At 44.1% G+C, this 20,243-nt stretch carries 17 protein-coding genes; 4 read left to right on the top strand and 13 right to left on the bottom strand.

The genetic code is table 11. The annotated features are described in order from the left end of the window. Positions 1-142 precede the first annotated feature (142 nt). The 6 genes from betA to K5620_RS04160 all read right to left on the bottom strand — a co-directional run bounded on the left by betA (position 143) and on the right by K5620_RS04160 (position 7,062). Positions 143-1,813 carry a choline dehydrogenase gene (gene betA, locus K5620_RS04185; protein WP_016400501.1) on the bottom strand — a complete coding sequence of 557 codons (1,671 nt, stop codon included), beginning with the start codon at positions 1,811-1,813 and terminating at the stop codon, positions 143-145. 52 nt (positions 1,814-1,865) lie between these two features. Beyond that, on the bottom strand, positions 1,866-3,320 hold the full coding sequence (gene betB / locus K5620_RS04180; protein WP_016400502.1) for a betaine-aldehyde dehydrogenase: 1,455 nt from the start codon (positions 3,318-3,320) through the stop codon (positions 1,866-1,868). A 47-nt stretch (positions 3,321-3,367) separates the two neighbouring features. After that, complete coding sequence (gene betI, locus K5620_RS04175) at positions 3,368-3,961, bottom strand: transcriptional regulator BetI (RefSeq protein ID WP_040306845.1); 594 nt, start codon at positions 3,959-3,961, stop codon at positions 3,368-3,370. A gap of 178 nt (positions 3,962-4,139) precedes the next feature. Beyond that, entirely contained in the window at positions 4,140-5,168 is a 1,029-nt protein-coding gene (locus K5620_RS04170) for a hypothetical protein (protein WP_016400504.1), read from the bottom strand. A gap of 10 nt (positions 5,169-5,178) precedes the next feature. Further along, positions 5,179-5,604 carry a hypothetical protein gene (locus tag K5620_RS04165; RefSeq protein ID WP_016400505.1) on the bottom strand — a complete coding sequence of 142 codons (426 nt, stop codon included), beginning with the start codon at positions 5,602-5,604 and terminating at the stop codon, positions 5,179-5,181. A gap of 171 nt (positions 5,605-5,775) precedes the next feature. Beyond that, positions 5,776-7,062 (bottom strand): DEAD/DEAH box helicase, encoded by a 1,287-nt coding sequence (locus K5620_RS04160; protein ID WP_016400506.1) that lies wholly within the window; start codon positions 7,060-7,062, stop codon positions 5,776-5,778. A 282-nt stretch (positions 7,063-7,344) separates the two neighbouring features. On the opposite strand from K5620_RS04160, the gene dgt reads away from it, so the two are divergent. Both dgt and K5620_RS04150 read left to right on the top strand, forming a co-directional pair. Next, positions 7,345-8,856: a dGTPase gene (gene dgt, locus K5620_RS04155; RefSeq protein WP_016400508.1), complete on the top strand. Its 1,512-nt coding sequence runs from the start codon at positions 7,345-7,347 to the stop codon at positions 8,854-8,856. Positions 8,857-8,971: 115 nt separating this feature from the next. Beyond that, a complete protein-coding gene (locus K5620_RS04150) occupies positions 8,972-9,592 on the top strand; it encodes a hypothetical protein (RefSeq protein WP_016403163.1) in 621 nt (206 codons plus the stop codon). 704 nt (positions 9,593-10,296) lie between these two features. Here the strand turns inward: K5620_RS04150 and K5620_RS04145 are convergent. The 6 genes from K5620_RS04145 to gcvT all read right to left on the bottom strand — a co-directional run bounded on the left by K5620_RS04145 (position 10,297) and on the right by gcvT (position 16,894). After that, the gene (locus K5620_RS04145) at positions 10,297-11,028 is read right to left on the bottom strand and encodes a hypothetical protein (protein ID WP_016403164.1); all 732 of its coding nucleotides are present in this window, start codon (positions 11,026-11,028) and stop codon (positions 10,297-10,299) included. Positions 11,029-11,249: 221 nt separating this feature from the next. After that, positions 11,250-11,702 (bottom strand): hypothetical protein, encoded by a 453-nt coding sequence (locus tag K5620_RS04140; RefSeq protein ID WP_016403165.1) that lies wholly within the window; start codon positions 11,700-11,702, stop codon positions 11,250-11,252. Continuing rightward, a complete protein-coding gene (locus K5620_RS04135; protein ID WP_040307506.1) occupies positions 11,692-12,237 on the bottom strand; it encodes a hypothetical protein in 546 nt (181 codons plus the stop codon). Before K5620_RS04135 ends, K5620_RS04140 begins: the two co-directional genes overlap by 11 nt. Positions 12,238-12,334: 97 nt before the next feature. Next, on the bottom strand, positions 12,335-15,220 hold the full coding sequence (gene gcvP, locus K5620_RS04130; RefSeq protein WP_016403166.1) for an aminomethyl-transferring glycine dehydrogenase: 2,886 nt from the start codon (positions 15,218-15,220) through the stop codon (positions 12,335-12,337). A gap of 111 nt (positions 15,221-15,331) precedes the next feature. After that, positions 15,332-15,724, bottom strand: a complete 393-nt coding sequence (gcvH, locus tag K5620_RS04125) for a glycine cleavage system protein GcvH (protein ID WP_016403167.1) — start codon at positions 15,722-15,724, stop codon at positions 15,332-15,334. A 78-nt stretch (positions 15,725-15,802) separates the two neighbouring features. Next, on the bottom strand, positions 15,803-16,894 hold the full coding sequence (gene gcvT / locus K5620_RS04120; RefSeq protein ID WP_016403168.1) for a glycine cleavage system aminomethyltransferase GcvT: 1,092 nt from the start codon (positions 16,892-16,894) through the stop codon (positions 15,803-15,805). 720 nt (positions 16,895-17,614) lie between these two features. On the opposite strand from gcvT, the gene K5620_RS04115 reads away from it, so the two are divergent. After that, positions 17,615-18,343 carry a hypothetical protein gene (locus K5620_RS04115; protein ID WP_221077445.1) on the top strand — a complete coding sequence of 243 codons (729 nt, stop codon included), beginning with the start codon at positions 17,615-17,617 and terminating at the stop codon, positions 18,341-18,343. After that, the gene (locus tag K5620_RS04110; protein WP_040307508.1) at positions 18,343-18,843 is read left to right on the top strand and encodes a GNAT family N-acetyltransferase; all 501 of its coding nucleotides are present in this window, start codon (positions 18,343-18,345) and stop codon (positions 18,841-18,843) included. Before K5620_RS04115 ends, K5620_RS04110 begins: the two co-directional genes overlap by 1 nt. A 182-nt stretch (positions 18,844-19,025) precedes the next feature. Here the strand turns inward: K5620_RS04110 and K5620_RS04105 are convergent, their stop codons facing one another. Beyond that, a complete protein-coding gene (locus K5620_RS04105) occupies positions 19,026-20,234 on the bottom strand; it encodes an FAD-dependent 2-octaprenylphenol hydroxylase (RefSeq protein WP_016403170.1) in 1,209 nt (402 codons plus the stop codon). Positions 20,235-20,243 lie beyond the last annotated feature (9 nt).

The raw sequence follows: 20,243 nt of genomic DNA, 5'->3' as shown, positions 1-20,243 counted from the left end.
TAAACGTTTACAAAAATGAGATGTACGACATAATTTAGTCGGTAAATAACTGCAAATAATGAAATGATTAGCTGAGGCCAACTAAGCGAGATAGTCGGCCACAGTTGGCACAAAGCTAAGCTTTAGTTAGCGCTATGCAGAGCTAAGTACTTCGCTGTTTAGTTTGCCAATCAGGGGCTATCCAAGTGCTTGCCGTTGAAGGAGCAAGCGGTGGTTTTCCTAAAACAGAGTCCGCTATTTTCTCCGCCACCATAATGGTAGGGGCGTTAAGATTACCATTAGGAATAGTAGGAAATACCGAGGAATCAATCACCCGTAAGCCAGTAATGCCTTTTACTTGGCACTGGCTATTTACCACGGCCATTGGGTCATCATCACCGCCCATTTTACAACTGCACGAAGGGTGATAAGCACTTTCTACATTTTGCCTTACCCACGCATCTATCGCTTCATCGCTGTTAATATTAGCGCCGGGTTGAATCTCTTCGCCGCGATAACCATCCATGGCTGGCTGCGCCAAAATCTCTCGACTTAAACGAATACAGTCACGCCAGTCTTGCTTGTCTTGCTCGGTGCTAATGTAGTTAAACTGAATATTAGGTTTGGCATGAGGATCGGCCGAGCTAATCCACACTCGCCCTCGGCTTTGGGGTTTATTAGGCCCAACATGAACCTGAAAACCATGCCCACTAAAAGCAGCTTGGCCGTCGTAACGCATCGCTGCGGGTAAAAAGTGATATTGAATATTCGGCCATTTCAGTCCAGCCCGCGAGCGAATAAACGCGCAAGATTCAAAATGATTAGTTGCGCCTAAACCATCTTTTCGTAATAACCAACGCGCGCCAATCAAGCCTTTGCTAATTAGCCCTAACTTACTGTTAAGGGTTATCGGCTGGCGACAGGCATATTGAAAATACACTTCTAAGTGATCTTGCAGGTTTTCCCCCACACCTGGCAAATCTTGAACCAGCTCAACACCTGCATCTTTTAAAACGGCTTTCGGCCCAATGCCCGATAACTGCAATAACTGCGGCGAACCTATAGAGCCTGCAGCCAGCAGCACTTCTTTGTTGGTAAACAGCTTTTCTACTTGGCCAGTTCGCTCAATTTCTACCCCAATGGCATGTTGGTCTTTAATTAGTACCTTGCGGGTAAGCACACCTTTTAGCAAGGTGAGGTTGCTGCGCTTAAGGGCTCGGCGTAAGTAAGCGTTTGATGTTGAAGCGCGCACGCCTTTGTCTACGGTCATATGCATGGGGCCAAATCCCTCTTGCTGGTAACCGTTGTAATCACTGGTTGTTGGGTAACCCGCTTGCTGACCAGCATCAATAAAGGCCTGATAAAGCGGGTTTAAGTTCATATTATTACCAGCGCAGGTAGCCAGTGGGCCATCGCCCCCTCGGTAATCATCGGCGCCATCAATCCATGACTCAGCTCGGCGAAAATAGGGCAAGCATTCTTGATAACTCCACCCCTGTGCGCCCTGCTCTGCCCATTCATCAAAGTCGCAAGCATGACCACGCACATACACCATGCCATTAATCGAAGAACTGCCACCGAGCACTCGCCCTCTTGGGCAATGCAAACGGCGATTATCAATACCCGGCTCTGGCTGGCTTTCAAACTGCCATGCATACTTTTTGCTATTCATGGGGTAAGACAAAGCAGTAGGCATTTGAATAAATATACTTTTGTCGCTGCCGCCCGCCTCAAGCAATAAAACCGTATGTTTACCACAAGCACTTAAGCGGTCGGCTAATACACAACCTGCAGAGCCTGCGCCAACAATAATATAATCGTAATTGGTGTTCATCTTATTCCCTGTTTGGCCAACCCAGCCTTAGCAGTGGTTAGTGCTGAATGGCTTATTCGTAAGGGCTTTCTAAGTCACCTAACTCAATCATTACACTCTTATTTTGAGTGTAGTGATTAAGCGTTTCTATGCCATTCTCTCGGCCGATGCCCGACTGTTTATAACCGCCTACGGGCATTTCTGCTGGCGAGCCGCCCCAGGTATTTACCCAGCAAATACCGGCTTCTATTTGTGCAATAACCCGATGAGCACGCGATAAGTTTTGGGTGAACAAACCCGCCGCCAAACCATACTCGGTAGCGTTAGCACGTTTAATCACTTCATCTTCATCATTAAAACGGAGAATCGACATTACCGGGCCAAAAATTTCATGCTTAACTTGCGGCATATCGTCGCTACAATCTGCAAAAATGGTGGGTTGCACGAAGTAACCTTTATCTAAGCCATTGGCCGTTTCACGCTGGCCACCACATAGTAAACGTGCGCCAGAGGCTTTTGCTGCTTCAATAAAACCCAGCACCTTCTCTAAATGCTCGCGCGAGATAAGCGCGCCAATTTGTGTCTCCGTATCACTTGGGTCACCCACCTTTAGCTTGCGTGTTCGATGGGTAATTTTCTCTACAAACTCATCGTAAATGGCATCATGCACAAACACCCGTGTACCGTGAGTACACACCTCTCCTTGGGTATAAAAATTAGCTAGCATGGCTGCCGACACCGCGTTATTTAGCTTGGCATCGTCAAATACAATGAGAGGTGACTTACCGCCCAGCTCCATAGTGATGTCTTTGAGCGTGCCAGCAGCATCGGCCATTACCTTCTTGCCGGTGCCTGATTCACCAGTAAACGAAACCTTGGCGATATCAGGGTGGCGCGACAGCATTTGCCCAACTCGATAATCACCTTGCACCACGTTAAAGACACCTTCAGGCACGCCAGCCTCGCTAAAGATCTCTGCCAATTTGAGTACAGACAAAGGGGTTTCTTCCGAAGGTTTAAACACCATGGCGTTGCCTGCCGCTATGGCAGGGGCAGATTTCCACATGGCAATTTGAATGGGGTAGTTCCATGCGCCTATTCCGGCACATACACCTAAGGGTTCGCGACGCGTATAAAAAAACTGACCGTGGCCTAGGTCTTGTTGCTGGCCTTGAATAGCCGCTGCCAAACCCGCGTAATACTCAATCACATCGGCACCAGTAACAATGTCTACCGCTATCGCTTCTTGAATCGGCTTACCGGTGTCTTTCACTTCTAACTCTGCCAGCTCGTCATTACGTTCACGTAATATGGCAACAGCTCGCATCATAATGCGACCTCGCTCAGCGCCACTCATAGCTGACCACACTTTAAAGCCCTTCTGTGCAGAGGCCACAGCGCGGTCTACATCCTCGGCAGAGGCCTGAGTAATTTCAGCTAGCGCCTCGCCGGTGGCCGGGTTAGTTGTGATAAACGTATCCGCCGAAGAGCCTTCAAGGGCTTCCCCATGGATAAAAAGAGACTTCATTGTCATCAAAATGCCTTAGTAGTTAGCTGTTGTTGCTTAGTTAAAACTTAGCCTAAATAGGGAGCGAGTTGTTTTTCTAGGTAATCTGCTACCAGCTTTTGCGCATAATCAGCAGAAATACCCTCGGGATTAAGTGCCCCGCGCAGCCAAATACCGTCGATAAGTGCTGCTATACCTTGGGCAACAAAAGCGGCTTGTTCGGCAGGTAAAATGTGTTTGAGTTCAAAACGAAGGTGCGACAATAAGCGGCGCTCATTCACACGTTGCAAGCGATGTAAATCTTGGTCGTGCATCGCCTGCGCCCAAAATGCTAACCAGGTTTTAACTACCTTGCCTTCTACTTGGTAGCCATCAAAATTGGCAGCAACAATCGCTTTAACCCTAGCCATTACATCGTTGGGCTCAACGGCTTGCAAATGCGCAATGGAAGCGGCAGATAACTTACGTAACACAGTACGCATAGTTTCTTCTAATAGGCCGTGTTTACCACCAAAATAATGATGAATAATGCCCGAAGACACACCGGCTTTTTTACTAATTAAAGTCACGCTTGCGCCCGACAAACCTACTTCGTTTATTACCGCCATAGTAGCCTCTACCAGCTGCGGTTTACGTATTTCAGGCATCCCTACCTTTGGCATAAGTGTCACTCAAATTTTTATTAATTGAACGTCCAATTAAAAATAAACTACAGTATTTCGAAGGTAAGTTAAAGATTATTCAGAATCGTTTCTGAGATATGAGTTGAGGGAAGGTGTTAAGAAGAAGGCGACAATTAGCTATTTAAATTAAGCAAACCTACGCCTTTATTCATTGGAGCTATATTTGATGCAAATATCTTATACAGTCTTTTTCATCGGCAGACGTCCAACCACTTTCCATTGATTGAATTAAGTAGCTTTTTAAAGATTGATGAAGAGATAAGGCTTGCTTTACCAGCGGGAAGTCACCACTTTTTACCAATTTGGTGTAGTACATTGCAACATCGTCAGCATCAGTTGAATACTTGTCATTTAACTCAACAAAAACACTGAACACTTTATCGAGTTCGTAAGAACACTCTTTCACTAAGGCTGAAGCCATTTGACTTTCTTTAGTAGAGAAAGCATTCGTGAACCTTGGGATAAATGCTTTAGCAAAATCTCCGTCAGGTCCAGCTAACTCAACATACACTTGATCAGAAAGAACTGAACCCAATACACCACCAACGACAACTCCAATTGCCACTCCAATAGGTCCACACCATATGCCTGCTACAGCTCCACCTGCAGCACCGCCAGCGAAACCACCACCAACGTTAGCCGCCTCCCTGCCAGTAGCTTTGAGCTTATTGCTGGCATTACTAATGTTATATACAGCTATACAAGCAGATAGCACCCAAAGAGCGCGCCCCGCTCTGCCTAAGTTGCTCGCTCTCACACTAACTTTAGGGTTGGCTCTTCCTGCACTAGACACGATATTCTTGTAGATAGTTGCAGCTTCAGGCTCAGTTAAATCACTAAAAGCTTTTCCAAAATGCTTATTCGAATATTTATTTAACAGCGTTTCAAGATCTAGCCCCCTAGCCTTAAGCTTTACTACCTTTGCTCGGCCGATATCGCTTGTTTTACTTCGAGCAAAATCCATAATCTCATTGCGCATCTGGTTTGCTGATAACGCTGCTTGCTTTGGTGTAATATGCCCTGATTTGTATGCAGCCTTCAACTCTGTTGCCATGGACTTAGTTTGAGCCATGTATAGAGCACGCACTTTTGAATCATTAATAAAGCGGCTACCAAAGTTAATCGCTGCAACCTCCATTTGCTGGATACAGCTCTCGATATCTTTATCGTTTAAATAAGCATCCATTCTTAATGCCTTACTTCGAAATAGTTAAGTAGCTAGCCTCAAATTTATTTGAGTAATGACAGCCAGCTTGAGGAAAGAAACGAGAAAAACGCAATTTCTTTTGATTTTCTATGGTTACTTGGTGAAAAACGCCTTGCCAAAACTCAAATTGAATAGAGTTATCATTAGCTACAACATCCTTTAGAACACCGGGGGTGTATGGTTTATACAACTCAACTTGCTCAATGAGCTTTAAGTCTTTATCAACTAAACTTATGTGTAGCGTTTCCTCATAAGGCGAATCATCGCTAGTCAACCAAAGAGTACCAATTGCTGGAACGCTAAAACCATGTTCCACAACAACACCTCTTAAGCTAATCTTTTCGCTGGTATCAGATAAAGAAACAACTAAGTTGTCATCTCCAACATCAACGATGAAATCCTTTATCTCTTCCATGTGTACAGTGTTTCCCTTCATACAATATAAAACTCAATCATCAGAAGATAATTAGAGCCCAATAACAATGCTACGAGTACATAGCGATATTACCACTAGTAACACAACAATCAATAAAGTAATTTCAGATTCAGTAAATCAAATAATCGCATTTACCGTTAGTAGATAAGGCTACCTTGTCCGCTTGTTACTTTTAGCACTTCTGCTAGAGCTTTTCCCACTGCGGCTTCCTCGCCCTTTAGATTTACCTTTGTAATCCGCGACAGGGTCTGGCTCAAAATTGCCATACACATCGTCGTCATCACAAGGCGGTTCTGGCTGTTTTTGAGTAGGAGCAAAGCGCGGGATAACATCCAATGTAAACTGGCGGCCAATCAGTCGTTCTATTGCCTTTAGCTGTTTAGACTCATCTTCACTAAACAATGAAATCGCCAAGCCAGAGGCTCCAGCACGCCCGGTGCGGCCAATACGATGCACGTAGTCCTCTGCAACATAAGGTAAATCAACATTAATCACACATGGCAGTTGGCTAACATCAATGCCTCGCGAAGCAATATCGGTAGCCACCAGCACTTTTATGCTGCCACCTTTAAAGCCCTCTAGAGCATTGGTTCGCGCATGTTGGGTACGGTTTGCATGAATAGAAGCAGCCGTAATCCCCACATTCGCTAACTGAGAGACCAAAGCATCGGCACCGCGTTTAGTGCGACTAAACACCAGCACTTGCGTCCATTTATGCTTTTTAAGCAGGTAGATTAACAAGGCGCTTTTACGTGCTTTATCCACTGGGTGAATACGCTGTTTAACCGTATCAACGGTGCTATTTACTGCGGTTACTTCAATAAGCTTGGGGTTATTAAGCATGCCCCTGGCTAGCGCCTTAATCGGTTGAGAAAAGGTGGCAGAGAACAGTAAAGTTTGGCGCTGTTTAGGCAGTAAGCTTTGAATACTGCGAATATCGTCGATAAAGCCTAAATCTAACATCCGGTCTGCTTCATCAAACACTAAAATCTCAAGCTGCTCAAACTTAACAGCCTGTTGTTTATAAAGATCAAGCAATCTACCCGGTGTTGCCACCAGCACGTCTACTCCATCTCGCAGCTGAGCGATTTGCGGCTCAATCCTCACCCCACCAAATACCGCAGCAGTGCTAATGTTCATCTTGTTGCTGTAGTTTTTAACACTTTCGGCAACTTGTGCAGCCAGCTCTCGAGTTGGGGCAATCACTAATGCCCGCACCGCTAAGGCCTGCGGCTTGTTCCCACCCGCTAACAGCTGCACCATTGGCAAGGTAAAAGCGGCCGTTTTACCGGTGCCAGTTTGTGCTGCCGCCATAACATCACGCTGGCTTAACACAGCTGGAATCGCTTCAAGCTGTATTGATGATGGAGTGGCATAACCCTGCTCTGCAACGGCTTTTAGCAAAACATCACACAAACCTAACGCACTAAACGACATAAACAAGCCTTATAAAACAAGGTGCTTTAATAAAAGCACTGTAATACTGGGAGTAAATACTCACCAGCTAAGCGGCTTAGTGTAACCGCCAAGGCCGTAAATACCACGCTAAAACCGTCGCCTTTATCGCAAGTAAATATAAAAACATCACTCCCACTATTATCAACGCCAGCCACTTCTCAGTAATGATCCAAACTACTATTTTCAAAAACCTCACCAATTGATTTTCTATAGATAATACAGCAGTATAAATACTCTAATTGATAGAGAGCGGCTTAGAGTATGACAGTAAATTTCGCTAGCAAAATTCTCGGTACTCGGCCCTACCCAGCTAAGCCAGATCTTAATGCCGACCTAAAGAAGTTTGAAAGCGACCGAGGCCGAATAATTAACAGCGCTGCAGTTAGGCGCTTGCAGCAAAAGACCCAAGTTTTCCCCTTAGAGCGCAACGCCGCAGTGCGCAGTCGCCTTACTCACTCTTTAGAAGTACAGCAGGTGGGGCGTTATATTTCGCAGCTCATTTGCGAAGCCTTAGTAGATGAACAAAACAGCCACCAACTTAAAGGCTTAGAGCGCCAGTTAGAAAGCATTGTTGAAATGTCCTGTTTAATGCACGACATTGGCAACCCGCCCTTTGGTCACTTTGGTGAAGAAGCCTTAATTGATTGGCTAAGTGAAAACCTCAATAGCCTTTACCAAAGCTCGCAAGCAACAGAGCTAGATGAAGACCAGAACGAAAAACCGAAACAAACTCTGCCAGAAGCCATCCACCGAGACTTAGTCAGCTTTGAGGGCAACGCCCAAGGCATTCGGCTTATTCACTCATTATTAAAGCTCAACCTCACCTACTCGCAAGCCTCTGGCATACTCAAATACACTCGCTGCGGAACAGAAGCCAAGCCAGATAAAAGCGCACCGTTTAGTTACTTAAAAAAGAAAGTGGGCTATTACCTTAGCGAGCAAAGTTATGTTGAGGAACTTCGCAACAGCCTAGACATAGACCAATACTGTCGCTCGCCCTTCTCTTACATTATGGAAGCGGCCGATGATGTGTCTTACGGCATCGCCGACTTAGAAGACGCAATAGAAAAAGGCGTGCTGAGCATTAAAGAACTAAAGCACGCGCTATTAGCCACCTTTGCCAAGCTAAGCAGTGAACACGGCTGCTGCAAACCAAAAGAAATGGAAACCATTCTCGAATTTGCTCACCAAAGCAAAAAACAACAGCTAAGTGATGAAGAAAGAGACTCGATGTTTTTTGTTTACCTACGCGTAGCAGTAAACCAACGCTTGCCCGAACATGCCAAAAATCAGTTTGTAGAAAACTTAGAAGCGGTTTATCAAGGCAACTTAAACCGCGCGCTTATCGAAGATGGCAGCGTAAACCACCTGATTGTAGAAACCTTTAAAAGCGTCGCGCTAGAGCGTTGCTTTTGCCACCCAGAGGTAGAAGCCCGCGAACTACAAGGCTACCAAATTATCTCTGGCTTAATGGCCTGCTACCAACCACTACTAGCGCTAAGCCAAGGCCAATTTGAATACTTAGTCGATAACACCAAGCCCAAAGCAAAAATCTCTGCTTACATAAAGCGCCTATTCAAAAAGCTGCCAGCTAAGCATTTGGCGGCCTATCAAAAGGCTACGGGCGAAGCACCAGTAAATGATGCGTTTGGCAACGAACAATGTCGCGAGTTTTACTATCGCACAAGGCTGATTATCGACTACATCAGCGGCATGACCGATCAATACGCCTACGACGAATATAGAGCGTTTAATGTGATAAGTGATTTTTAAAGTTAAGAGACCAAGGCTTTAAAGGTGCAGTTCTTTAAAACTTATAACGGGGTGGCCAAATTTAGTTGACCAGTACACTAATTATGCCAACGACTATAAGAATTTGGGGTGAAAAATGAGATTCTTAGTTATCAGAAAAATTTTGTTAGTTTTAATGGTGACTTTAAGTGCTAATGGATACTCTGGTGAAAGTTTAGAGAAAAAGGCTTTTGAACTTGTCAATAGAAAAGCACTTGAAAGCGAAGGAGTTACTGTACTACTTTTACCTCAAAAAGAGTATGGCGAAAGTGATCTTAGTGTAGATTATTTAAAAAGTGTAGAGTGGTTGAGCCTCGGTGTACTTACTATAGGTTATGTTCGAAGTGATCTCGTTGAAATCGAAGCCATTTCTTACTCAAATAAAGAAAGTATGCAGCGACTCTTTGATGCGAGGGGAAACAAATATCATTTCAATACGAAGAGGGTTCTCAGCAGGAACCTCACTTTCAATTCAGCTTCAATAAGTACACTACCTTATCTATTCGAGAGGGACTGTGATTTGGTGATTGATTCCGTTTCTACAGATAGAACTCGTGTTTTCATAGTGTCAGGATCTATAGAGATACCTGCTAGAGATTATTGCCTTGATATATGGCCGAATATTTTTGCTGCTGGCCGCACCAGAATTAAACTTGATGAAAGTATGAAAAACGATAATGCGGACAACGGGAATGTCATAATAGTGGATTCAAAATAAAAAATTTAGGGCCTCCATAAATAAGAAAATAACAACCAAGGTATAAAAGGGGTCAGAGTAACTATAAATTCAACTGCTCAAACTCTATTACCACAAAGAAAAAAAGCGAAGCATCGCTGCTTCGCCTATCCTCTTAATCCATATCTTTGAATGTGCAAACAGGCTCACCAATCGTGGTTTCACTAATGGGTATACGACAATCCAAATAATAAGAGATTAAATCCAAGGTCACTTCTAAACCATCTGCTGTAAATACTGGAGAAAGGTAATCTACGGCCGCAACGTCTGTTGTTACGTCTACGGTATTACCTTGTTGGTCGGTGTAATTACATAGCGTTTTAGAAACATCTGCATTCTCTAGCCGCAGATAAACACTACCGTTATCAGGCTAACTCGATTAAGCATTGAAACATTCTCTCCAACCAAATGATTGGCTTAAGTGCTTACTGAGATAGAAAGCTAACGTTGAAGAAAGAACACTGGCAGCAAGCTATTGATATGCTTAGAATACTAATAACTAGCCTCGTTGAAAACGAGGCTGGAAAGGCATGAATAAATTTGTGGGGTTCCCTCAGACTCTGCCCCACCTTTATTTACAATGCTAAAGGAGATATCACCTATAAATAATCTAGCTTCGTAATTAGAAAATGGCTCAATTGAGGGTTTTTCTAGATCTTTATTTCTTATTAGGGATATTAAATCATTTAATTTGGTAATTCTTCATTATTTATTAGCTTAAGATTTGAAAATCTAAACAACCAAAAACCCATGAAAGCAAGTATTAATAATAAAACACTTTTCGGTTCTTGCACACTAACTGGTTGTAGTAACTTTATCTCTCCGGAAAACCCATCGGTAAGCTTTAATTGTGTCTCAAATGCCTCTCCATTTTCGAGCACCCCAGTTAATGAATATATGTCTCGTCCAAAATGATCATCCCGACCAATTAGATTGTAATCTAGATTACTCCCTATCACATTTAAAATAGATGCATCAGATAAAGTAATACCTACATCAATGTGCCCCCCCCTGTATGTGATAGAAGAGTTGCCAAAAGCATGGGCATGTCTAACATTACCTGAGTTTATGTTAAGACTGGATGTGTCTCGAGTAAAAGCTGCAAATTCAATATTCCCCCCATCAACGTTTATTATCGAGTCTCTATAACTTGCTACGTTGGCATTAGTTGCGCCACCAATGAAATTGAACTCACTATTATCCCAAAAGTGTAAACGAGAAAAATCCCACTTCCCACTTTGCCAATTTAGTGCAGAATTACCATAAAAGTTGGGATAATCCCAATATGGGTCTTCCCAGATAAAAGGGTTAATGTCTGCATCTAAATCAACATTGATATCAGTGTTGGTAAACGGGTAACTATAAGCTTGTAGTGAAAGTAGAAGAAGACTAAATATGAGTCCTTTCATATAAAACATAATCTTTCCTTAGATTATAAAGTAGTATTTTCAATATTATCATATACTTATGTGATAATCGAGGGCTGAGAAATCTTAAAGTAGGTTAATTATGTAACGATTTTGGTTATATCCTGTGAAGATGAACGAATAAAAACGGCCAGAGTAACTTTAAGCTCAACTAGTTACCCTCACTATACGCACACACAAAGAAGCGAAGCATCGCTGCTTCGCCTATCCTCTTAATCCATATCTTTGAATGTGCAAACAGGCTCACCAATCGTCGATTCGGTAAGTGAAATACGGCAATCCAAGTAATAAGAGATTAAATCTAAAATCACTTCTAAACCATCAGCGGTAAATGTTGGAGAAAGGTAGTCTACAGCCGCAACATCTGTTCTTACATCTACGGTATTACCTTGTTGATCGGTGTACTTACATAGCGTTTTAGAAACATCTGCATTCTCTAGCCACAAAGTGATGCAAGGTTGTTCTTCGGTGTTATATCTCATATAGGTTACGGTTTCACCGCCGACAACACCAACAACTTCATCCCTTACTTGCAAAGATTTATTGTCTTGGGTACAAGCCGCGCCAGAAAGCAATACTAAGCTAAGCGTTATAGCTTTAAATAAGGTCAGTTGACAGCTTGCCCCAATGTAAACTAGCTTTTGTTTTAGCCAATTAGTTATCATATTGCTGGTCTATTATTCGCTCAACAATAGAACCAATACTAATCGATTCACATTCCTCTTTGCTGTACACGTTTCGCTTATGTTTATTTATTTCTAAATAACTTCCATTTATGTACTGTAGTGACTTTGATTCAAAATGACTTTTCGAGCCTTCAAAAGTAAAGAACAAATGAGAAGAACTGCTATCCGCAAGTTTTGGGGAACCAAAACTAAAAAATAGTTCCCGCCAGATTTCCAATTCCTTCGCATTCTCCCCTTCAATTTTTTGTTGAGGATTCTTTAAAAAAGGCCAAACTTCAGACCAGTCCGCCTTATCAGAGTCGTACCAGTTAAATCTGTAATAATAACCATCGACAAACCAGAGACTTTGGCTATCAACCTTAGGACTTAAACTATCGACATAATCACATGAATAGTTTTTCTCATTCGCAGGCATAAATAACCGGCCAATTCGAGTATCAATAAATTCAGTATCAAAACCGGCAAATACTGATGTAGCAAATAGCGACAAAAGATATAAAGCAAAAAATTTCAATCTAGTCACCTATGTCTAACCCTGTGGCAGATAAAACAAAAAAAGCGAAGCATCGCTGCTTCGCTTTAATCATAACACACTGAAAATCTTTTGATTTTTACTCTTGATACGCTTCCATCGGAAGGCACGCACAGAATAAATTCCTGTCCCCATACACATCATCAATGCGGTTTACTGTAGGCCAGAATTTGTTTTGCTTAACTGCGTCACATGGGAACACGGCTAGCTCGCGGCTGTAGTTATGGGTCCACTGGGCGTCGGTTAGGTCGTCTAGGGTGTGCGGGGCAAATACTAGCGGATTGTCTTGTAGCGTCCACTCGCCGGTTTCTACTTTGGCGATCTCGGCACGTATCGATAGCATCGCATCAATGAAGCGGTCGATTTCGGCTAGTGATTCCGACTCAGTAGGCTCTACCATTAGGGTGCCCGCTACTGGGAAGCTCATGGTTGGCGCGTGGAAGCCGTAGTCGTTTAAGCGCTTGGCTACGTCCATTTCGGTAATACCGGTCGCTTCTTTAAGTGGGCGCATATCAATAATACATTCGTGGGCGACTCGGCCGTTTTGTCCGCTATATAAAATAGGGAAGCCTTGGCTTAAACGACTGGCTAGGTAGTTGGCGTTTAGAATGGCTATTTCTGATGATTGGCGCAGCCCTTGGTTACCCAACATAGCTACGTACATCCAACTAATTGGCAAAATAGAGGCACTGCCATAAGGCGCAGCCGATACCGCGGCATTGGCGTGGCTAGCTTTACCATTGCTTACTACGCTGTGGCCTGCCACAAACGGTGCCAAGTGGGCTTTAACACCAATTGGCCCCATACCTGGGCCACCGCCACCGTGTGGAATAGCAAAGGTTTTGTGTAGGTTTAAGTGGCTTACGTCGGAGCCAATAAAGCCCGGTGAAGTAATGCCTACTTGGGCGTTCATGTTGGCGCCGTCCATATACACTTGGCCGCCGTTGTCATGAACAATGTCGCAAATCTCTTTAATGGTTTCTTCGTATACACCGTGAGTACTTGGGTAGGTGATCATCACACATGACAACTGCTCGGCTAGCTCTTCCGCTTTGCTACGCATGTCGTCCATGTCTACGTTGCCCTCTTTATCACAGGCCACTACCACTACTTTTAAGTTAGCCATTTGTGCAGAAGCTGGGTTGGTACCGTGCGCCGAGCTAGGAATTAAACAAATGTTGCGGTGATGGTCGCCGCGGCTAGCGTGGTATTTTTGAATCGCCAATAAGCCCGCATATTCACCCTGCGCGCCAGAATTTGGCTGCATACAAATTGAATCGTAACCGGTAATATTTACTAGCCAGTCTTCTAGCTGGCTAATCATGGCGTGGTAACCCTGCGCTTGGTCACTTGGGCAGAAGGGGTGCATGCTGGAAAACTCTGGCCAAGTTACTGGGATCATCTCGGCGGTGGCGTTTAGCTTCATGGTGCAAGAACCTAGCGAGATCATCGAGTGGTTTAGCGCTAAGTCTTTACCTTCTAACTTGCGAATATAACGCAGTACATCGGTTTCGCTGCGGTAGCGGTTAAATACTTCGTGCTCCAAAATTGGCGTATCGCGTAAAAGCGTTTCTGGTATGCAGGTTTCGCCTTTCACAATATCATCTAAACGCGCGGCGTCTAAGCCGTGATCTTCGCCCAGCAATACCGTGAATAAGTCATTTACGTCGCTTGCTGTGGTGGTTTCATCTAGGCTAAGCGCTACGCTGCCGTCTAAATCCATACGCAAGTTAATACCTAATGCTTCGCTGCGTGCTTTAATCGCCTCTTTATCGCTTACTTTAATGCTTAGGGTATCAAAGTATTGGGCGTGCTCTGGGCTTAGGCCTTTGGCCTCTAGGCCGTGAGCAAGAATAGCGGTTAAGCGGTGAATACGCTGGGCAATAGTGCGCAGGCCGTCTGGGCCATGAAATACCGCATAAAACGAGGCCATGTTGGCTAGCAATACTTGGGCAGTACAAATGTTTGAATTAGCTTTTTCGCGGCGAATATGTTGCTCGCGGGTTTGCAAGGCCATACGCAAAGCAGGCTTACCGCGCCTGTCTTTAGATACACCAATAATACGACCCGGTAAGGAGCGTTTGTAAGCGTCTCGGGTTGCAAAAAATGCTGCATGTGGTCCGCCGTAACCCATAGGTACACCAAAGCGTTGAGCGCAGCCTAGTACTACGTCGGCACCCATGGCACCTGGCGATTTAAGCATTACCAAGGCCATAATATCGGCCGCTACAGCCACAATGCCTTTGTTGCTATGCACTTGTTCGATTAGCTCGCTTAAGTCGCGCACTCGGCCGGTAGTGCCGGGGTATTGTAGCAGCGCGCCAAACACATTGTGCTCAACCACGCTTTCGGCTGGGCCTACTTCAACGTCGAAGCCAAAGAAATCGGCACGCTCTTTTACTACGTCGATGGTTTGTGGGTGCACATCGTCGGCAATAAAGTACAGGTTACATTTTTTATTTTTAGACACACGCTTGGCTAGTGCCATGGCCTCGGCTGCGGCGGTAGCTTCATCCAATAACGAAGCACTAGCTAGCTCTAAGCCAGTTAAATCTAGGGTTAACTGTTGGAAGTTAAGCAGCGCTTCTAAGCGGCCTTGGGCAATCTCTGGTTGGTAAGGCGTATAGGCGGTGTACCAACCAGGGTTTTCAAATACATTACGTAAAATAACGTGCGGTACATGGGTATTGTGGTAGCCCATACCAATGTAGCTACGGTAAACCTTGTTTTGCTTAGCTAGCTTACGTAATGCAGCAAGCGCTTGTTGCTCTGTGAGGCTATCGCCAATACTTAGGTCTTGGTTTAAACGAATTTGCTGAGGCACCGTTTGCTCAATAAGTTGCTCTACAGAGCTTAAGCCAAGCTGTTTAAGCATGGTGTTAACTTCGGCTTGATCGGGGCCAATATGGCGGCGAATAAAGTCTTGGTTTTGCTCTAGTTCGGTTAACGGCAAAGACGGGTTCATTAAACTATTCCTGTATTACTGAAACAAAATGCGTTGCGTTTAGTCGGGTTTATTATTGTGTTACGGATAAAAAAAGCGCCCCGACTAGCGGAGCGCATTTTTGATCAAAGCTTATTCATCTTCTTCGATAGTGGCGGCGTAATCTTCGGCCGAGAGTAAGTTCTCTAGCTCGCTTTCGTCGCTCACTTTAACTTTAAACATCCAACCATCGCCGTAAGCATCGCTGTTTACTTGCTCGGGTGAATCTTCTAGTTCTTCATTAATCTCTACTACTTCACCGCTTAGTGGCGCGTAGATGTCTGAGGCAGCTTTAACCGACTCCGCTACTGCGCAGTCATCGCCTGCGTCTATATCGTCGCCTACGTCTGGTAAGTCAATAAACACCATGTCGCCAAGTAGCTCTTGCGCGTGCTCACTAATGCCAACGGTGTATACGCCATCGCCTTCTGAACGTACCCACTCGTGAGTACTGGCATAACGCAGTTCGGCAGGGATATTAGCCATAATTCCTTTCCTCTATAAGTTCTTACTTAAGGTTTTAATTTAAAGTTAAATCTACAAACAAAATTCGATTATTTGGGCTTACACTTTGGCGCCATTACGCACAAATACAGGTTTTACTACTTTCACTTTAACCTGTTTTTTGCGCATTTCCACTAAGGCTTCTTCTACATCGCAATTGGCGATACGAGCCAAGGCAATACTTTGACCCAAAGTAGGAGAAAAAGTGCCGCTGGTGACAACACCAGGTAACGCTTCGCCATACTCATTCACTACCGTAACCGCTTGGCCTGCACGCATTACGCCTTTGGTTTCCATGACTAAACCAACCAGCTTGTCGGTGCCTTCGGCTTTTTGAGCTTCTAAGGCTTGGCGGCCAATAAAGTCGCGCTCTTGCGGCTCCCATGCAATGGTCCAGCCCATGTTGGCCGCTAGCGGTGATACGCTCTCGTCCATGTCTTGACCATATAAATTCATACCTGCTTCTAGACGCAGGGTATCGCGCGCGCCTAAACCACAAGGTTGTACACCTTGCGCTTCTAGTGCTTTCCAAAGAGCTACCGCTTTATCTTGCGGTACCACAATTTCGTAGCCTTGCTCGCCGGTATAACCAGTGGTAGCAATAAATAAGTCGCCAGCTTGTACACCAAAGAACGGCTTCATGCCTTCTATCGCGAGGTTTTGGTCGTTGTCTAATACTGCAGAAGTCAGCTTTTTAGCCTGTGGGCCTTGTACCGCAATCATCGCTAGCTCTGGGCGCTCGGTAATACTTACTGCAAAATCGCTGGCTTGTTGGTTGATCCACGCTAGATCTTTTTCGCGCGTAGCCGAGTTAACCACTAAGCGGTAATCGGTTTCGCTAAAGTAATAGGTAATAAGGTCGTCAATCACGCCGCCTTCATGGTTTAACATGCCGCCGTAAAGCGCTTTACCTTTAACGGTAAGTTTGGCTACGTCGTTAGCTAATAGTTTTCGAAGGAAGGCTTGGGCTTGCTCGCCCTGCACATCAACAATGGTCATATGGGATACATCAAACATGCCGGCGGCTTGGCGAACAGCGTGGTGCTCTTCTATTTGTGAGCCGTAGTTAATCGGCATTTCCCAGCCGTGAAAATCCACTAACTTTGCGCCTGCGTCGAGGTGCGCTTGATGAAGTACCGTTTGCTGTGTCATGTGCTGATCCCTTTATTATGAGGACGCGAAGGATAAACTCCCCCTGCCAATGCTGAACAATTATAGCGAGATGTGCGCAACAAGAAAGCACCAATCACAAGCTGAGCTAATCTATAAGCTGCACAATTTGCTTACATCCCTTCAACAGCGTGGTGACAAGCTTTAGCTAAAAATGCCCAAAAACAGCAAAAAACACCAACAAACCAAGCCAATTCTTAGTTATTCACTAATTATTGCTAGTCTGCGCAAACATAACCACAATTTAAAAGGCTGACCTAAAACCACAAACCATTAGTTAAACTAATCCACAAGAAAAAACTTAATAAAAATAAATCACCTGTTTGAGCGCATCCAGTTAGACATTTTGGGGATGTAAATCCCTCCAATAACGAATCAGTTATTTCGCTTAGCTTAATACAAGCTAGCTTTACGACACGAAGAGCCTAGCCAAATACAGGCGCAGCCTGTATTAAGTATTTACTGCTCTTCAAAGTAGTAAACGTTAGCGTTGTAACCACTAAATAATAGCCAATTCAAAGCAATAAATAGACATTAAATAAAACTCAGCTGGTTATTCATGAAAGGCCAAGCTTTTATGTGACATCTGTAATAACTAAAAATAACCACCAAAAAAACATCAGCTTTTACTGATTAAGATCAATAATAATAAACATATTTATCATCTAACCTGTAAGTGAATGAATTATGAAGGGATCTCAAATGAATTCACTTAATGAGTTAAAAGGTAAGCTACGATTAATATTTAAATCACCTAACTTAAACATTTCCTTAAAATACAGTCTTGCAAAAAATGAAGGACCTTTTTTTAGCGAGTTCACACGATCATTTTATAAAGAAGTAACAAGACGACATCCTAAAATGCCGATATTTGGCCGAATGACCCGTGGAGTAGCGGTTTGTACGTTGGGTGCCGACTACGATTCATATTTTAACTCTCTAGAAAGTTCAGCTCGAAGAAACGTAAGAAAAGCATTGCGCATGGGTTATGTATTCGAACCTATCATTTACAATGACTACCTTGATGAGATTTACGAAATTCGCTGCTCGACTAGCGTTCGCCAAGGGGCAATGGACGCAGAAATGTTGAATAACAAGCCAAAGCCTAACACTGATAAAAAATCTAAGAGTGGCACCCATAACTATCCATACTTTGGAGTATTTGATAGCAACAGAAAACTAGTCGCTTATGCGGGCTGCATAGTCGCCGGAGAACTTCTTGAGCTTTCACATTTTTTTGGGCACAAAGATTACCAAAAAGATGGAATCGTCCCCTTACTTATTACCGAAATTGCCAGAAAAAGCATTGAGGGCTACTCAGGTGTTAAATACTTCGTTTACGGTTCATATGTAAACTCTTCTGAAACATTAGCTCGATTCAAAAAGAAACTGATGTTTAAGCCTTACCATGTGCATTGGAAATTACACTGATGAAGCAGTTTGTTTATTCACTCGACTTTAATGAAGTTCTTCCTTGTGAAAAGAAAGATCATTCTTCTAAAAGCAAGATGGTGATTATTGATAGTTTCACCTCATTTATTAGAAATATAAGCATGCTGAGTGACCATTTTGGCTCAGGAAGAGCACTCTTAAAGCTTCTGTTAAAAATCTCGTTGAAGAGAAGTTCAATGTATTGCTCTGGAACTAAGAAAACACTTTATAGCCACGGATTCATTACTTATGGCCGCTGCAAGCATTACCCAGTAGAACTCTCCGACGCAGTTATTGGTCCTGTGTTTACTAACAAAAACATGCGTGGACAAGGACTAGCAACCCGAGCTCTCGTTTTTGCAACGCAACACATACAAGCTAGGAACAAATCTAAAAGGATTATTATCGACACTAGTGAAAACAACTACGGGATGCAGATAGCAATAAAAAGAGCAGGATTCAATGGACCGATAATGGAGTTTCAACGTGACGAATGTTAAGCAGCAGTAGCTTAATTTCAAGCCTGACAGAAAAATAGTTACGCGTTGGCAATCTATGCGCTGATGCTCCCGCAGAGTGTTCATCAATGAGTACAACAACTCAATGTCCTCATCGGGCACCACTCTCAATAAGCTTAACAACTAAAAGCGCAGGCACTGTCTCTGAGTGTCAGCGCTAAAACTTAGGCTTTTAAGCTAGCTCGTTTAGGTAAGTCACCTTCTAAACCCAAGGCGCGGCGCATGGCTTGTTGCTTGAGCGGTTCGGCCTTATCTACCAAACTCATGCCTACTCCACGCAGTAACTTAAGTGCTGGGTTGGCGTTGCCAAATAAGCGTTTAAAAAACTCCATTGAGGCGATCATTTGGCTGGCTTCGCTTTTGCGCCAGCGCTCAAAGTGACGTAAATTGGCGTAGTCGTTAATGCTCTTGCCTTCTTGTTGCATTGCAATGAGCTCTTGCGCTAGCGCGGCAGCATCCATTAAACCAAGGTTTACACCTTGCCCAGCTAAGGGGTGAATGGTGTGGGCGGCATCGCCAATTAATGCAAAACCTTTACCGGCAAAATCGCGCGCGTAACGCATCCGCAGCGGGAAGCCGGCGCACTCTCCTACTCGTTCACACAAACCTAAGCGATTATCAAAGGCCATAGTTAGCTGCTTATTAAACTCAGCCTCGCTCGTGGCTTGCAGCTCTGCGGCTCTGTCGGGGGAAACCGACCAAACAATCGAACAGGTATTGGCATCACTTAATGGTAGAAAAGCTAAAGGCCCTTCAGGGGTAAATATTTGACGAGCGCAATCTTGGTGTGGTTCCGCAGTTTTAATGGTGGCCACAATGGCGGTGTGCTGGTAATCCCAATAAGTGAGAGGAATATCTAATTGCTGGCGCAGCCAAGAGTTTGCGCCATCTGCCGCCACCAGCAGTTTAGAGCTTAAGCCTTGGCCGTTGGCAAAACTTAACCATGATTCACTATCGCCGCGGTGTAATTTGTCTACTGCCTGCTCAATAATAGTAACATTGCTCTGCTGGCTAACTTGTTGCCATAAGGCATGACGAATAATGTCGTTTTCTACAATGTGACCAATGTTTGGCACCATCATCTTTTCTGCTTGAAAACGAATTTTAGCAAAGCTGTCGTGCTCCCAAACTTGCATGTCATTATAAGGCGCGATTCGCTGCTCTACTATGCTTTGCCATACTCCTAGCGATTGTAAAAACTGTTGAGAAGACAAACTAAGTGCACTCACTCGCAAGCTGTATTCGCTCAGTTCTGGCGGCTGTGAGGGTTTAGGTTCAACAATGGCAATACGCAATGGGCTGTCGGCCAGAGCGCTGGCTAAGGCCAAACCTACCATTCCACCACCAATAATTGTTAAATCAACCGCTTGCATTTGCCTGTC

Origin of the sequence: Agarivorans albus, from assembly GCF_019670105.1 — a bacterium.
GTDB classification, from domain to species: domain Bacteria; phylum Pseudomonadota; class Gammaproteobacteria; order Enterobacterales; family Celerinatantimonadaceae; genus Agarivorans; species Agarivorans albus.
Note: the sequence above shows the minus strand (reverse complement) of the source record. Positions and strands in the feature narration are given on the sequence as shown.